Here is a 15,710-nt window from a genome sequence, read left to right on the forward strand (position 1 = left end):
GTCGGATGTCGGGGGCCACACGAAGAGCGGAACACACATGTGCCTTTTGCGCAATGCCGGGCAACCCGACACGTATGCACCACGCGGCCGTCAGATCCAGGTGTCGAGCCACATTCTGCTGTGCCAGTCGGCGTACGGGATCGTCTGCCCGGTGTAGAGCGGGAAGAAGTAGACGAAGTTCCAGGCGATGAGCAGAACGAGCACGCCCGCGGCCACCGCGCCCACGGTACGGCGTCCGCGGTCCGCGCCCGGCGGCCCCGACAGGGCTCCCAGCATCATCGTCACGGCCAGGCACAGGTACGGCACGAAGACCACCGCGTAGAAGGAGAAGATCGTGCGGTCCTGGTAGAGGAACCAGGGCAGTAGACCGGCGCCCACCGCGCAGAGGATGGCGCCGGCCCGCCAGTCGCGGCGCAGCGCCCATCGGTAGAGCAGGTACACGAGGGCGCAGCACGCCGACCACCACAGCAGCGGGGTGCCGAGGGCGAGGACCGTCTGCGAGCAGTCGACCGCCGTGTGGCAGCCGTCCCGCCCGGATTTCGGCGACTCGTAGTGGAACAGTACTGGGCGGCCCAGGACCAGCCAGCTCCAGGGGTTGGACTCGTACGCGTGGGGCGAGTGCAGCCCCACGTTGAACTGGTAGACCCCGTACTCGTAGTGCCACCAGCTGCGCAGCGGAGCGGGAACCCATGAGTAGGTGCCGCCGCGGCCGTCGGCCCAGTGGCGTCCGTAGCCCTTGTCGGACAGGAACCAGCCGGTCCACGTCGCCAGGTACGTCGTCGCGGCGACCGGAACCAGGGACAGGACCGACCAGCCGAGGTCCTTGCGCAGCACCGCCCGGTACGGGCGGCCGGCCCCGGCGACGCGGCGGGCGCCGACGTCCCACAGCACCGTCAGGATCACGAAGAACGCCAGGACGTACAGCCCGTTCCACTTCGTGGAGGCCGCCAGTCCCAGGAAGAGGCCGGCGGCGAGCCGCCAGGGGCGGGCCCCCGTCCCGGCATGGTCACCGGTGCGCGCGTCCGGGCGCGCACGGCCGTCCGCGCCGACCGGCAAGGCCGCCGCGAGCCGGGCGCGCGCGTGGTCCCGGTCGATCAGCAGGCAGCCGAACGCCGTCAGGACGAAGAACATGACCACGAGGTCCAGCAGCGCGTTACGGCTCATCACCAGGTGCAGACCGTCCACCGCCAGCAGCGCGCCGGCCAGGCAGCCCAGCGGCGTCGAACGGAACAGGCGGCGGCCTATCCGGCACAGCATGAGCACCGACAGGGTGCCCAGGGCCGCCGTCATGAACCGCCAGCCGAACGGGTCCAGGCCGAACATCCACTCGCCGAGGGCGATCACCCACTTGCCCGTCGGCGGGTGCGCGACGAAGGCCCCGGTGTCGGAGAGCGGGATCGTCCGGGGGTGGGCGAGGATCTGCGGGTCGGCAATCTTGCGGTCCGGCCAGGTGCCCTCGTAGCCGAGCCGCAGCAGTGACCAGGCGTCCTTGGCGTAGTAGGTCTCGTCGAAGACGAGGGCCCGCGGCCGGCCGAGGTGCCAGAAGCGGACCGCTCCGGCCAGGACGGCGACGAGTACCGGCCCCACCCAGTCCATCGCCTTCGCGACGGGGTACACACGTGCCGGGTCGAGACGTGTCAGCGCCCGCAGCCGGACCGCCGGCTCCGGGAAGGGCGGAACGAGACGCTCGCGGGTGTCGGGCCCCGGGCGTGCCACGTGTCCGAAGCGGCGCAGTCGCCCCTGCCGGTCTTGGGGCTCCGTCGTCGGACCGGTGCCGTCGAGGGAACGCGTCGCGTTGTGTTGATGCACTGCCGTCGCCTTGTTCCTTGCGTGTCGCTGAGCCCCTGATGATGCCGTTCTCGCCTGTCCGACGACAGCCGCCGCGGCCCGGCGACCGGTGGCGGCCGGTGGTCACTTCCCGGCGCGGTGGGCCGTCCTCGTCTCCGGCCGTGCCACGGACCGTGCCCCGGCTCGCATCCGCGCGGCGCGTGCGACACGGAGCACGCGACACGGAGCGCGCGTACAGCTCGGCCGCCCTGGCCCAGCTCGCCCGCGCCTGCTCCGCGTCCCCCGTTCCAGCCGAGCGGACGCACGATGGTCCCACACCTCGGCGGCGCTGTGGTCGTCCAGCACGTCACCGACGAGTCGCAGTGCCTCCTCACACGTGGCGACGGACTGCCGGTACTCGCCGAGTGCGGCGTGCTGGAGAGCCTCCGTGACCGCTGCTCACACGGCCGGGCGAGGTCCGGCCCCGCCGAGCGGACTCGTCCGGGCAGGGGCGTCGGCACGGCACTGGACGGCGGACGCCGGGCGGCACGTGTGGGACACCCGGTGTCAGGTCCTGCGGTACCGCACCGGCAGCGACAGCACCCCGCGCACCATGCCCGCCGGGAACCAGTCCAGGGAATCGGCGGGCACCGCCAGTTCCAGGTGCGGGACGCGGGCGAGGAGGGTGCGCAGGGCGACGCGGGCCTCCAGGCGGGCCAGCGGGGCGCCCAGGCAGTGGTGGATGCCGTGGCCGAAGGAGAGGTGCCGGGCGGCGGGACGGGTGATGTCGAGCACGTCCGGGTCGCCGCCGCCCGGCAGGGGTGCGGCGCGGCTCGCGGAGGCGAGGGCCACGGCGACGACGCCGCCGCGGGGGATGCGTACGCCGCCCAGTTCCAGGTCCTCGGCCGCGTACCGGTTCGTCGTGCGCTCGACGGAGGTGTCGTAGCGCAGGAACTCCTCGATCGCGTCGGGCAGGAGGCCGAGGTCCTCCCGCAGCAGCCGCAGTTGGCCGGGGTGCTGGAGCAGGGCCAGCACGGCGTTGCCCAGGAGGTTGACGGTGGTCTCGTGGCCGGCGACGACGAGCAGGGCCGCGGTGCCGGCCAGTTCGTCCTGGGAGAGGCGGCCGTCGTCCTCGTCCCGGGCGGCGACCAACGCGGACATAAGGTCGTCGCCGGGAGCGCGGCGCTTGTCGTCGGCCAGCCCGCGCAGGAACCCGTGCAGGCTCGCCACCGCCGAGGCGTACTCGGGGTGGCCCACCTGGAAGGCGAGCGTCGTCCAGCGGCGGAAGTCCTGGCGGTCGGCCTCGGGGATGCCGAGCAGTTCGGCGATGACCGCGACCGGCAGCGGCGCGGTGAAGGCCTCCACCAGGTCCAGCTCACCGGACGGCGGCATGGCGTCGACGAGCCGGTCCGCGATCTCGGTGATGCGCGGTTCCATCCCGGCGGTCCGCTTCGGGGAGAAGGCACCGGAGACCAGACGGCGCAGCCGGGTGTGCTCGGGCGGGTCCGCCTCCAGCATCTGGCCGCCGAACCCGGTGCCGCGCTTGTGGCCCAGGAAGCCCGCCGCCTCCAGCATCTCCGCGGCCGGCTCCGGGTCTTTGAGCAGCGCCGGATGGGTCAGCGCCTCGCGGGCCAGGTCGTAGTCGACGACCACCCAGCCCGTGATGCCCGGGAAGAACTGCGCCGGGTGGACGGGACCCTTCGCGCGCAGCCGCGCTTACTGCCGGTGGGCGTCCGCCTTGAACTCCGGGCTCATGATCACCCGCTCGTGCGGTTCACCGACCGGCCGTGCCTGCTGGTGCGTGTCCATCCGAGATTCCTCACCTTCTGCCCGGGACAGTCCCGGGGGTCCGAGCCGGCCGCGGAACGCGCCTGCTCCGTCGGCCGGTCCGCGCGGGCCCCGTCGACCGGCCCGCGCCGGGACGAGAACGCGCACCCCGCCGACCGGCCCGCGCGGGGACGGGAACACGGGCCGCCCGGCCGGCCGCGGCAGCCGTTTCACACAACACGCGGGCCGGCCTCCTGCGGGTTCACCGGACCCCGACCACCTCCAGGCGGCTCGGCCCTCCGTCCGTGCCGCGCAGCGTGATGTCGAACAACAGCCGTCCCGCGCCGGGGCGCAGCGTCGTCTCACCGCCCGGCTCGACCGCCTGTCGCGGGCCCTCCTCGCGCACCCCCGGCCGCGCACCCGCCAGATACGTCACGTACACCACCGCACGGCCCGGGTTGCGCACCGTCACCTGCGACGTCCGCTCGCACCGCGCACCGTCGTGCCGCCGGGCGGAGCAGACGTACCGCAGGTCGCCGAAGCCGTACGTCCCACAGGACAGCTCCATGCCGCGCGGGAGCGCGGACCGGCACACCCGGCCCGCAGTCACGCGGTCGGCGGTCGCGTCACCGGCATGGCTCGGCGGCCCGCCGGCCCGGCCGGAGAACCAGCATCCCGCGGTGGCCAGCCCCAGCACGACGGCCCACGTACCCACCGCGAGCCACCGTGCGTTCTCCCGGCGTGCGGACTTCATCGGACGGTACCCTCCACATGTCACACCGGCCCGGTGGCGCGTCGAACGGACGAACACAGTGTGCCGGACTCCCGTTCCCGAGACATCTGTCTCAGTCTAGGCACACGCAGGGGTGACACTGGTGTGAAGAAGTGGTGGCGAGGGACGGAAGCGGTCCGGGGCCGGGACGCGACGGAGTAAGGTGCGCGCCGATCCACTTCACACGTATCTCTATCGAACCTGGAATCCATGAACAACTCCACAGCGGAAACACAGACCAGCTCCTTCGTGCCCGGCGGCCGTCGCCGGCACCGGAGGGCGAAGCAGAGCGGCACGGGTCTGCGGCGTACCGTCGTGCTGGCGCTGGCGGTGCCCGTCGCCTCGGCCGCGCTGGCCGGGCCCTCGGCCTTCGCCGCCGGCAACGGCAACGGCAACGGCAACGGCACCACGACGACGGCCGGCGGCGCGTCCGGCGGCGCGGAGTCAGCCGACCCCAGCGACCGGCAGATGGCCGCGAACCTCGATGCCCGCGTGCTCGACCAGCGGCTCGGCGCCGACGTGAGCGGCGTGGTCCTCGACGCGGACTCCGACGAAACCCTGTGGGACCACGACGGCTCCACCGCGCTGATGCCGGCCTCCAACGTCAAGCTGGCCACGGCGACCGCGGCGCTGACCGTGCTGGGCCCCGAGCACCGGTTCACCACCAAGGTCGTCTACGGCCACGGCACCCTGACCCTCGTCGGCGGCGGCGACCGCACGCTCAGCAGCGCCGACCTCGCGGAACTGGCGAAGACCGCGGTCGCCGGGCTGGAGAAGGCCGGCCTCGGCACGGTGAAGGTCGCCGTGGACGACAGCCTATTCCCCGCACCGGCTCTCGCCGACGGCTGGAACGACGGCTACTACCCGGACACCGTCGCCCCGGTCCGCGCCCTCGTCGTCGACGGCCGCGGTGTCCAGGACACCTCCATCGACGCCGGGCAGACCTTCGCCGGGCTGCTCGCCCAGGACGGCGTCACCGTCTCCGGCGACGTCACGCGCGGCACGGCCCGCCCCACCGATGTGCCGGTCGCCCGCCACCAGTCGGCCCCGCTGGCGGACACCGTCAAGAAGATGCTCAAGACCAGCGACAACAACATCGCCGAGACCCTGCTGCGGATGACCGCTCTGGGTGCGGGACGCCCCGCCACCTTCGAGGGCGGCACCGAGGTCGTGCGCCACGTGCTCAGCCACCGCTACGGCGTCTCCCTCGACAACTTCGAGATCCACGACGGCAGCGGCCTGTCCCGTACCGACCGCATCCCGGCCGCCACGCTCGCGCAGATCCTCGAACTGCTCACCCAGCCCCGCTACGCGCACACCCTGGGCGCCATCCTGGACGGCCTGCCCGTCGCCGGTGAGGCGGGCTCCACCCTCGGCCCGGAGTGGGGCCGGTTCGACGACCCGCACTCCCAGTGCGCCGTCGGCAAGGTGCAGGCCAAGACCGGCACCCTCACCGGTGCCATCGCCCTGAGCGGTCTGACCCGGACCGACGACGGCGAGTGGCGGGTCTTCTCCTTCATCGAGAACGGCTCGACGGCCGCCCCGAACGACATCAAGGACGCGATGGACGGTCTGGCCGCCACCGTGAACGGCTGCTGGGCTTAACGGGCCTGCCGTCGGATTCCCGTCCGCCCCCGCGACGCCCGGCGTCCTCGCCCACTGTCCCGAGTCCCGGGGGCGTGGGAGGCGGGAGTTCGGCAGGACCGGGTCCGGGAGCGGGCACCAGGCACTCAGGCGCCGCCCGGCCGCGAGGTCGGGTGGCGTTCGTGTGCGCGGCGGCGTCCGCGCCCACCGGTGCGGCCGGCCACGCCGTCCGACGCGCCGGTTCGAGTCCTCACTCGCCGACCGGTACGAGTCACATGTCACATGTCGTAGCGGTGACATGTCATAGCAGTGACTGTCGTGGCGGTGAACCGGAACGGCGGTGGATTCGCTGCCCGCGTGACAGGGCCGGACCGTCCCGGAGACCGGTCGGCCACCCCCCGCGACATCGCCACCCATGCTCCGGCTCCGCTGGAAAGGAACACATGAAGCCTCCACACACGCCCCGGTCCGCGGGGGATCTCCCCAGAAGAGTCCCGGGCAGCGCCAGATCCATCAGTTCCCGTTCCGGGCCTGGCCAGGACGGCACCGCGCCCGGCGGCGCGCAGCCGCCCGCGCCGGGCAGGGGTGACCGGACGCCCGACGCGGCCGGGAGGGGCACCTCGCTGCCCCGGCTCACCCGGATCTCCTCCCTGGGATCGCGGGGGAACGCCGGCCGCGGTAACGGACCGGCGGCCCCGGCCGCCGACGGCGCGGTGGGCGGCTCCGCCGGAGACAGACCCGGTGACAGACCCGGTGACAGACCCGGAGACAGACCCGGCGACACCTTCGCACGCCGCGCCGACACGGACCGGAGCCCCGCCGCGGACCAGGTCGTCTCACTCGACACGGTCCGCCGAGGCAAGGGCGACAGGACCCGGCGCGAGGGACTGCGCGGTGCGCTCGGCGTCGTGGGCGTCGTCGGACTGCTGGCGGCGGGCGGTGTCCTGCTGACCCTGGGCCTGGTCAACGGCCACGACGACGGCAAGCGCGACGGGGCCTCGGTGACCGTCGACTCCCGGGGCCGGGGCGCAGACGTCATCGACGGGTTCGGCGATGTGCCGGCGCCCTCGGTGACGGCGTCCGCGACCGGCCCCGGCGAGAAGGCCGACGGTTCCCGCGAGCCCGCGTCCGCCTCGCCCGGCAGCAGCGCGTCCGGCAAGGGCTCCGCGTCCCCCGGCCGGCGCTCTACCCCCACGGCGAAGGCCACGACCGGGGCCAGGACCACCGCGCCGGCCGCGGCACCGGGGGTGAAGGTGTTCAGCCACGCCTCGCAGCGCTGCATAGACGTCGTGGGCGGCGAGGCCGTGCCGGGCGCGGGCCTGATGATCTGGGACTGCACGGGATCCGCCTCCCAGCACTGGACGTTCACGGGCGGAACCATGCGGGCGCTCGGCATGTGCGTGCAACTCGCGAACGGGTCGACCGCCGACGGGGCCGACCTCGAACTCGCCTCCTGCGACGGGAGTCCGGCGCAGCGGTTCGAGCTGAACGTCAGACACGACCTGGTCAGCACGCTCGCCGACAAGTGCACGGACGTCCGGGACAACGGCACGCAGAACGGCACCCGGCTCCAGCTGTGGTCCTGCGCCGGCAGCCCCAACCAGAAGTGGTCCACGTCCTGAGCACCGGCGGGGCGGTGGCCGGAGCGGAGGGATCCGCGCCGAGCCGATCTCCGGCGCGGCGCCCGCCGACCGATCCGACCGGCACCCGAGCCCGCTGACAGTCCGGCGGTGCGGTCCAGGGGCGGCACATGGGTCAGCAGGGGTCAGCGCACCTGACGGGCTGACCCCTGGGTCGGCGGAGCGCCATCATGGAGGTATGCACACCTTCCCCCGCCCCGTTCCGCGCACCGTGTGGTCCAGCGCGGACGTCGACACCTGCGACGCGTTCGCCTACTGGGCCGACGTCATCTGTGACACGTTCGTCGGAGTGGCGGTGCGCCCCGGACCGGACGGGGCGTTCGCGGGGCGGATCGAGCACTCCGTCCTGGACGGCATCGGCTTCGCCGAGCTCACCGCGGGCCCCCAGCAGGTGGTCCGGACGCGCCGGCTGATCGGACGCGACCCCGAGGACGTCTTCCTCGCCAACATCCAGCTGCGCGGCCGGGGCAGGCTGGAGCAGAACGGGCGGGTCGCCCTGCTCACGCCGGGCACGATGGCCTTCGTCGACAGCACCTGCCCCTACGCGCTGGACTTCGAGGACGACTTCTCCCAGCTGGTGGTCAAGGTGCCCAGATCCCGGCTGGCGCACCGCTCGCCGGCCGGGGCGACCAGCGTGGAGCTGGGTTCCTCGGGCCCCGGCCGGGTCATCGCGGACTTCCTCGTCGGCCTCAACCGTATGCAGGGGCACGATGCCGGGGCGGCGGCCGCTCTGCTGCCGCACGCCGTCGACCTGCTGGACACCGGTCTGGCCTGGGCCGCGGGCAGCACGCCGAGGGAGGCGTCCGCCACGGCGCTGACCCGCGAACGGATCCACCGGTTCGTGCGCCGGCACGCCACGGATCCAGACCTCGACGCCGCCGGGGTGGCCGCGGGCTGCGCGGTCTCCCGGCGCACGATGTACCGGGCCCTGGCCGAGGACGGCGAATCGCTGACGGAGCTGATCCGCCGGCTGCGGGTGTCGCACGCCCGGCGGCTGCTGCTGTCGCACCCCGAACGCCCTCTCGCCGCCGTGGCCCGCGCGTGCGGATTCGGCGGCGAGGCACAGCTGCACCGGGCGTTCCGGGCCGTCACGGGCATGACGCCCGGCGCCTTCCGGGCCCGGCGGCCGGGTGCGCGGTGACGGTCCGGTCACCGGAGGGGATGCGGCGGCTCCCCGGCCGTCCCCCCGGGGGGTGTCCTCAGTCCTCCTCGGGCCCGCGCCGGGGCATGAGTTCCCGGACGACCTCGACGAACTGGGGCGGAGCCGGCGGCATGGGAGCCTTGACGAGTTGCTTCAGGCCGACGTCGTAGCGCTGTCCCCACTGCGGGTCGACGACGTGGTAGCCGTCCTGGCGTAGCTGGCCGGCATTGCGCTGGACGGCGGGCTTGCGCCACATCTCGCCGGTCATCACCGGGAAGAACACCACGGGGAAGTCGGCGGCGGCGATCGTCGCGGTCAGCATGTTCGGCACGGCACCCGTGGCGGTGGCGGCGAGCATGTTGGCGGTGGCCGGCAGGACGGCCATCATGTCGTGCTCCGCCGCGAGGGTCGCCTGGTTCTCGTGGGCCCAGTCGTCCGGTGTCGCACCCGTGACCACCCGGTCCGCGAACAGGCCGACGGTGTGCGGCGGGAGGAACGTGGCAGCGGTGTGCGTCATCAGGACGGTGACGGTCCCGGTGAACATGGTGCGCAGGGTGTTGATGTACATCGGGAGCATGGCGATCGCGGCGGAGCCGGTCGCGCCGATGAGCAGGCGTCCACCGAAAGTGGACGTGTCGTTGCTGGTCATGCCCCCACGATCCGCCGCCACGCCGACCGGAACATGACCATGTGCGCCACGACGACTGACCATCCGTGCCGGGCGCAGTGTGCCCCCGGCCGCCGCGTCAGCCGTCCACGTCCCCCACGTCCCCCGCATCGGCCAGCCGGTTGAGCCACTCACGCAGCAGACTCAGCTCCGCGGGACTCAGCGCCACGCTGCCCTCCTGCCCCAGGGCGGCCAGCAGCGCCATGGCACTGCTCACGACGGCGGCACGAGGGGCGATCGCGGCGGAGCCGGTCGCGCCGATGAGCAGGCGTCCACCGAAAGTGGACGTGTCGTTGCTGGTCATGCCCCCACGATGCGCCGCCGCGCCGACCCGAACGTGACCATATGCGCCACGACGACTGACCATCCGTGCCGGACGGAGTGTGCCCCTGGCCGCCGCGTCAGCCGTCCGCGTCCCCCGCGTCCCCCGCGTCGGCCAGCCGGTTGAGCCACTCACGCAGCAGACTCAGCTCCGCCGGACTCAACGCCACGGTGCCCTCCTGCCCCAGGGCGGCCAGCAGCGCCATGGCACTGCTCACGACGGCGGCACGGGGGGCGGCGGCGTCGCCGTCGCCGCTCTCCGCGGGCGGGAGCGTGAGGGTGTCGATCACCATCTCGCGTGCCGTGTCGGCGGTCCGCAGGTCGCAGACGCCCTCGGGCCGGCTCATCAGCGTGAGGATCGTGCCCACGCCGGCGGAGTGCATGACCTCGGTGGCGCGTTCGACGCTCATCCGCAGCCGCCCGGCGGCGGCCACTCGGGTGATCATGTGCCGCAGTCCGGCGGCGGCCCGTCGTCCGGCCTGCGGTATGTGGCCGGGGCGGACCTGGCCGTAGACGAGCGAGTAGTAGGCCGGGTGCTCAAGCCCGAAGCGGATGTGCAGGTCCCACGCGTCGCGCAGCGCCTGGACCGGGTCGTCGCCGGTGAGCAGTTCGGCCTTCACGTCGAGGTAGCGCCGGAAACCGTGCTCCGCGACCTCCTCCAGCAGCCCTTCCTTGTCCCCGAAGATCCGGAAGATCGACGGTGTCGGCACGCCGGCGCGGGCGGCGACGGCGCGGGTCGACACCGCGTCCAGGCCGCCCTCCTCAAGGAGCCGGGCGGCGGCCAGGACGATCTTCTGCCGCAGTGTCGTGCCTGCCTGCTCCGTTTCCGTCTCCGTGGTCATGAATCGACGATATCAGTCGCGTGAATCACTGATCTCAGCGTCCGGCCGAGGGCACACGTTCGCCTCCCGTCAACACACATGTGCCGCCGCATGACCCACGCCGTCGTGACAGGTATCGTCCGATGAGACACACATGGCGCGAGGAGAAGACCGATGCCCCCCACACCCACCGTCGACACGCCCGGCACCGACGTCGGTGTCCTGATGCCCGTGGTCGTCCACTTCGACGACCTCGACCCGATGGGCCTGCTGCACAACGGCCACTACCAGGTGCTGGTCGAGCGGGCGTGGGGGTGGTTCTGGCGGGACAAGGGCATCGGCGGCAAGAGCGGCCTGGAGGGCGACGGCTTCAACGTCGCCAAGCACTTCGACATCACCTACGACCAGCCCGTGGCGGGGATCGGCGAGTACGCCGTACACCTGTGGATGACGCGGCTGGGCACGACCTCCGCCACGGCGGGCTACCGGGTGTGCTCGGCCGACGGGAAGACGACGTACGCGCACGGCAGCCGCACCGTCGTCCGCCTCGACAGCACCACCTTCACGCCCACTCCCTGGTCGGAGCGGGTCTGGGAGATCGCCAGGACCATCGGTCTGCCGCAGGAGCGGGCCTGAGGCGGGCAGTTCACGGCGGTCGCGGCGCGCGGACTCGGCTCGCGCGGCATCACCGCCAACACGGTCAGCCGCGGTGGGTCAGCGGCCAGGACCTCCACGTCAACGGCGGAGTGACCCGGCACGCGCCGTCGGCTCGCGCCGAGCCCGTCAACCGGTGGCCCGTCAACGGGAGGCCGGTCCGGTCGCCGCCACCCACCGCCGCACGCTCGCGATCAGCGAACCGCCGGCCGTGAGCGCGGCGTCGAGACCCTGCTCCGAGCCGGTGCCGGCCTCCTGGTGCAGTACGACGCCCAGCACCAGCCGCTCGTGCCCGTCGCGGTCCGGCGCGGTGGCGGCCCACATCAGGTTGCCCCCCGCCGGGGTGCTGGACCCGGTCTTGACGCCGATCACCCCGTTCTCGCCGACCAGGGTGTTGGTGTTGCGGACCGTGCCGGACACCCCGGGCACGTCGGCTTCCCGCTCGGCGACGACGGACCGGAACACCGGGTCCCGCATCACCTGCCGGGCCAGCTTCAACTGGTCCTCGGAGGTACTGACCGTCGTCGGGGTGATGCCACTGGGGTCGGTGTACGTGGTGTTCGTCATGCCCAGATCGCGGGCGGCCCGGTTCATCTTCCCGACGAACGCCTCCTCCGAGCCGGCGTCCCAGCGGGCCAGCATCCGGGCGATGTTGCCGGCGGAGGGAAGCAGCATCAGTTCCAGCACCTGCCGTTCGCTCAGCCGGCGTCCCGCCTCGACCGCCACCGTGGACTCCGCGCCCAGGCTGGACTCCTGGGCCGCCCGCGCGTCGACGGTGATGCGGGCACCGTCCCCGCCGGGTGGGACCGGATGGTCGCGCAGGATGACGTACGCGGTCATCACCTTGGTCACACTGGCCAGCGGTACGGGCTTCTGCGCGCCACGGGAGCCGAGTGCGCCCCGGGAGCCCAGGCCCTCGACGTGGATGCTGGTCTGCCCCTCCACCGGCCAGGACAGGGACGCCGGCGAGCCGGGGACCGCCGGACGGTCACCACCGGAGTGTACGACGGTGCCGAGCACCACCAGGGCGGTCAGCGCGCCCGCACCGGCGGCACCGGAGACGACCAGGCGCGACCGGAGCGGGCGGCGCGGCCGAGACGTACGTGGCGCGACGGTGGATGGTGGCACCTGGTCAGGGCACAGCTCGGACTCGCCGGGAACGGTGGCCGGGCACATGGAAACGCACCTCCTACGGGCAGGTGCGTGACGTCCACGCACCTCGGTCACCTTGCGGGCAGGACGTGTCCGCACGACGCCGGCCGGCTCTCCGGCACCGCTCGGCTGTGCATCCGTCGTGTATCGGCGCCCGGGTACGGCGGTGTGTTCAGGGCGCGGCGGGCAGCCGGAGCACGGCCACCGCCCCGCCGTCGGGGGAGTTGGCCAGATCCAGCCGGGCGCCGATCACTCGTGCCTGGCCCAGCGCGATGGTCAGGCCCAGGCCGTGGCCGTGGCCGCGCTCGGCCGCCCCGGTGCGGAAACGCCGCGGTCCGTGGGCCAGCAGGTGGGCGGGGAAACCGGGGCCGTGGTCGCGCACGGTCACCGTCGTGCCCGTGACCTCGATCTCGACGGGCGCGCGGCCGTGCCGGTGTGCGTTGGTGACCAGGTTGGCGACGATCCGGTCCAGCCGGCGCGGATCGGTGTCGGCCCACGGCTCCCCGTGCGCGGTGAACCGTGCCCCGAGGCCGGTGCGGGCCAGCGAGTCGCGGATCACGGCGGCCAGCGGCACCGGGCGCGCATCGGCTGTCTCGGCACCCGCGTCGAGCCGGGAGATCTCCAGCAGCTCCTCGACGAGGTTCCGCAGCACCGCCACCCGGTCCCGGACCAGATCGGTCGCCTCGCCCTCGGGCAGCAGGCCGCTCGCGGTGACGAGCCCCATCAGCGGGGTGCGCAGTTCGTGGGCGACGTCGGCGGTGAACCGCTGCTCGGCCAGCAGGCGTTCGTGCAGGCTGTCGGCCATCGCGTCCACGGTGGCGGAGATGGCGCCGATCTCGTCCCCGCCGCCGGCCCCGGTCCGCGCGGCCAGGTCGCCGTCCGAGATGCGGCGCGCGGTCCTGGCCACCCGTCGCAGCCTGCGGTGGGGCAGCTCGGCGGCGAGCGCCGACACCGGCACGACGATCCCGAGCACCACCAGCGAGTACTTCCACATGTGCCGGTCCAGCGCCTGCCGGGTGAGCAGGTCGGGGGTCATGTCCTCGTACACCGCGAAGGGCTCGCCCCGGTAGCTGGTCGCCGCCCACATCCGGGGGGCGTGGGGGTCGCCGTCGTACCAGGTGACGGGGGTGTGGGCCGGGTCCTTCCGCTCATGGAGCCGACGCACCAGTTCCTCGGGCATGGCCGCGGGGTCCAGCTCCTCGCCCGGGGCGAGCGTCCCGTCGCGCGCGTAGCGCTCCACCGAGTGGGACAGGGCGGTCACCGCCTTGGCCGCGCCGTCGTTCATGGAGCGGTCCAGGGTGCTGCGGTGGACCAGCAGTCCGACGGTGAGCGCGACGGCGCAGCAGGCCACGGCCACCAGCAGGGCGACCTTCCAGCGCAGCGAACGCCAGTTGAGCAGGGAGCGGACGGTGTGCACGTCAGGTCCGCCGCAGCTTGTAGCCGAAGCCGCGCACGGTCTCGATCCGCTCGGCGCCGATCTTCTTCCGCAGCCGCTGCACGCACAGGTCGACCACCCGGGTGTCGCCCTCCCAGCCGTAGTCCCACACGGTGCGAAGGAGCGTCTGCCGGTCGAGGACGATGCCGGGGTTGGCGGCGAACTCCAGCAGCAACCGCAGTTCGGTGGGGGCCAGCGCGACCGGCTCACCGCCCCGCGACACCTCCAGCCCCGCCGTGTCGACGGCCAGGTCACCGAAGACCAGCACGGTGTCCTTCCGCGCGGCCTCGACGGGCGAGGCGTCGGCCGCGCCGAAGGCGGCACGGCGCAGCAGTGAGCGGATCCGGGCCACCAGTACGGCGGTGTCCACGGGTTTGACCACGTAGTCGTCGGCGCCGGCCTCCAGACCCGAGACCACGTCCAGGGCGTCGCCGCGCGCGGACATCATCAGTACGGGCGTCGTGCTGGTCTCCCGGACGCGCCGGCACAGTCCGACACCGTCCAGGTGGGGCAGCATCACGTCCAGCAGCAGTACGTCGTGCCCGCCCTCCCGGAACCGCTCCAGTCCGGTCAGCCCGTCCCCGGCCGTGGCGACCCGGTAGCCGTAGCGCTCCAGGGCGAGCGCGACCGACCTGCGGATCACCTCGTCGTCCTCGACGAGCAGGATCGAGACGGGGGCCGGGCGGCCTTCCGGTACCGGTACGGCGGACATGTCTTCCCCTCCGGGCGCATGAATGCGGGGAGCACCATCATGCCGTCAGGGGTACGGCGACGGGCGGCGGGGGCCGGTGCGGGCGGCCTTCGGCGCGGGGTGCCGCCGGGTGCCGGGCCCGGTATCCGCACACGTGTCGAGTGAACCCCGGGCCCGCTCGACAACGTGTTGCCCACACAGGGACCGCCCAGGACACGGCACCGCGGGGAGCGACATGACCGATACCGGCCGAGGAAGCAGCACCGGAGTCGCGGGGGTGGGCATGACCGCCTTCCTGGTCGCCGCGGCCCGCGCGATCGAGACGTCCCGGCCCGACGCGCCGGCGCGGGACGAGTACGCGGAGCATTTGGTCCGCGCGGCGCCCGGCTGCGCCGACTGGCCGCGCCGGTTCGACGAGGTGCCGGACGGCGACGCCGATCCGCTGTGGGGCCGGCTGGCCCGCTTCTTCGGTCTGCGCACCCGCGTCTTCGACGGGTTCCTGCTCAGCGCCGCGGCCGGCGGCTGCCGGCAGGTGGTCGTGCTGGGCGCCGGTCTGGACACCCGCGCCCACCGGCTGCCGTGGCCGGACGGCAGCACGGTCTTCGAGATCGACCTGGAAGAGGTGCTCGCCTTCAAGCAGTCCGTCCTGGACACGCTCGGGGCCGTACCGCGGGCCGCCCGCGTCGCCCTCGCCGCCGACCTGCGCCAGGACTGGACCCACGCCCTGGTCGCGGCCGGTTTCGATCCGACGCGTCCAACGGCCTGGCTCGCCGAGGGGCTGGTGCCGTATCTGCCGCCGGCCGCGGAACAGGAATTGATCGCGACCGTCAACGCGCACAGCGCACCGGGCAGTGCGTTCGGCTACGAGGTCAAACGCGGGGTGGACCCGGCCGGGCAACGCGACTACCCCGTCTACGCGGCGGTCCGGGAGCGGCTCGGCATCGACCTGCTCGCCCTGTTCGACACCGCGCCCCGCCCCTGCTCCGTCGCCGATCTCGACGCCCGGGGCTGGGACACGGCCGTGCACACGCCGTTCGACTTCGCGGACCGCCACGGCGTCGGTCTGCGGCCGACGCCGGACGACGCGCTGGCCGCCAACCGCTGGATCCTCGCGGTCCGCCCCTGACCACCTCCTGCACGGCGGGCCGGGGTGCCGGGACACGTGTGCCGCGCCCTCCCGAGGCGGCGGGAAGGGGGGCAGGATCTTTCCCGGGCAGGAACTTGTCTCTTCCGCCGGGGTGGGGGGTGGCGGAGTGTGGAGGTGTGCCCGGCAGGGACGGCCCCCTACTTCGGGGGGG

At 73.4% G+C, this 15,710-nt stretch carries 14 protein-coding genes; 5 read left to right on the plus strand and 9 right to left on the minus strand.

The genetic code is table 11. The features are described 5' to 3' along the window. Positions 1-90: 90 nt before the first annotated feature. From AQJ11_RS41040 to AQJ11_RS41050, 3 genes are all read right to left on the minus strand, one after another. Complete coding sequence (locus AQJ11_RS41040; RefSeq protein WP_244218623.1) at positions 91-1,596, minus strand: dolichyl-phosphate-mannose--protein mannosyltransferase; 1,506 nt, start codon at positions 1,594-1,596, stop codon at positions 91-93. A gap of 738 nt (positions 1,597-2,334) precedes the next feature. Continuing rightward, positions 2,335-3,420, minus strand: coding sequence for a cytochrome P450 family protein (locus AQJ11_RS41045; RefSeq protein WP_244218619.1), 1,086 nt, complete (start codon positions 3,418-3,420; stop codon positions 2,335-2,337). Between the two features lie 376 nt (positions 3,421-3,796). Further along, a complete protein-coding gene (locus tag AQJ11_RS41050) occupies positions 3,797-4,288 on the minus strand; it encodes a hypothetical protein (protein ID WP_059266816.1) in 492 nt (163 codons plus the stop codon). 228 nt (positions 4,289-4,516) lie between these two features. On the opposite strand from AQJ11_RS41050, the gene dacB reads away from it, so the two are divergent. From dacB to AQJ11_RS41065, 3 genes are all read left to right on the plus strand, one after another. Continuing rightward, complete coding sequence (dacB, locus tag AQJ11_RS41055) at positions 4,517-5,911, plus strand: D-alanyl-D-alanine carboxypeptidase/D-alanyl-D-alanine endopeptidase (RefSeq protein WP_059266817.1); 1,395 nt, start codon at positions 4,517-4,519, stop codon at positions 5,909-5,911. A gap of 422 nt (positions 5,912-6,333) precedes the next feature. Beyond that, entirely contained in the window at positions 6,334-7,512 is a 1,179-nt protein-coding gene (locus AQJ11_RS41060) for an RICIN domain-containing protein (RefSeq protein WP_244218620.1), read from the plus strand. Positions 7,513-7,708: 196 nt separating this feature from the next. Further along, positions 7,709-8,671: an AraC family transcriptional regulator gene (locus AQJ11_RS41065; protein ID WP_059266819.1), complete on the plus strand. Its 963-nt coding sequence runs from the start codon at positions 7,709-7,711 to the stop codon at positions 8,669-8,671. Positions 8,672-8,729: 58 nt separating this feature from the next. Here AQJ11_RS41065 and AQJ11_RS41070 read toward each other — a convergent pair whose 3' ends face one another. From AQJ11_RS41070 to AQJ11_RS41080, 3 genes are all read right to left on the minus strand, one after another. Next, the gene (locus AQJ11_RS41070) at positions 8,730-9,320 is read right to left on the minus strand and encodes a flavoprotein (protein WP_059266820.1); all 591 of its coding nucleotides are present in this window, start codon (positions 9,318-9,320) and stop codon (positions 8,730-8,732) included. A 97-nt stretch (positions 9,321-9,417) separates the two neighbouring features. Continuing rightward, positions 9,418-9,642 carry a hypothetical protein gene (locus tag AQJ11_RS41075; protein ID WP_059266821.1) on the minus strand — a complete coding sequence of 75 codons (225 nt, stop codon included), beginning with the start codon at positions 9,640-9,642 and terminating at the stop codon, positions 9,418-9,420. Positions 9,643-9,739: 97 nt separating this feature from the next. Next, on the minus strand, positions 9,740-10,501 hold the full coding sequence (locus tag AQJ11_RS41080; RefSeq protein WP_059266822.1) for a TetR/AcrR family transcriptional regulator: 762 nt from the start codon (positions 10,499-10,501) through the stop codon (positions 9,740-9,742). A gap of 153 nt (positions 10,502-10,654) precedes the next feature. Here AQJ11_RS41080 and AQJ11_RS41085 point away from each other — a divergent pair, with 153 nt between their 5' ends. Beyond that, positions 10,655-11,116 carry an acyl-CoA thioesterase gene (locus AQJ11_RS41085; RefSeq protein ID WP_014669115.1) on the plus strand — a complete coding sequence of 154 codons (462 nt, stop codon included), beginning with the start codon at positions 10,655-10,657 and terminating at the stop codon, positions 11,114-11,116. Between the two features lie 162 nt (positions 11,117-11,278). Here AQJ11_RS41085 and AQJ11_RS41090 read toward each other — a convergent pair whose 3' ends face one another. The 3 genes from AQJ11_RS41090 to cseB form a co-directional block, all read right to left on the minus strand. Then, positions 11,279-12,310: a D-alanyl-D-alanine carboxypeptidase family protein gene (locus tag AQJ11_RS41090; protein ID WP_059266823.1), complete on the minus strand. Its 1,032-nt coding sequence runs from the start codon at positions 12,308-12,310 to the stop codon at positions 11,279-11,281. A gap of 148 nt (positions 12,311-12,458) precedes the next feature. Continuing rightward, on the minus strand, positions 12,459-13,703 hold the full coding sequence (locus AQJ11_RS41095; RefSeq protein ID WP_059266824.1) for a sensor histidine kinase: 1,245 nt from the start codon (positions 13,701-13,703) through the stop codon (positions 12,459-12,461). A gap of 1 nt (position 13,704) precedes the next feature. Next, positions 13,705-14,433, minus strand: a complete 729-nt coding sequence (gene cseB, locus AQJ11_RS41100; RefSeq protein WP_014669112.1) for a two-component system response regulator CseB — start codon at positions 14,431-14,433, stop codon at positions 13,705-13,707. 214 nt (positions 14,434-14,647) lie between these two features. Between cseB and AQJ11_RS41105 the strand changes: the two genes are divergently transcribed. Further along, complete coding sequence (locus tag AQJ11_RS41105) at positions 14,648-15,538, plus strand: class I SAM-dependent methyltransferase (protein ID WP_208616741.1); 891 nt, start codon at positions 14,648-14,650, stop codon at positions 15,536-15,538. Positions 15,539-15,710: the final 172 nt, after the last annotated feature.

The sequence above is a fragment of the Streptomyces corchorusii genome (assembly GCF_001514055.1).
Lineage (GTDB): Bacteria > Actinomycetota > Actinomycetes > Streptomycetales > Streptomycetaceae > Streptomyces > Streptomyces olivaceoviridis.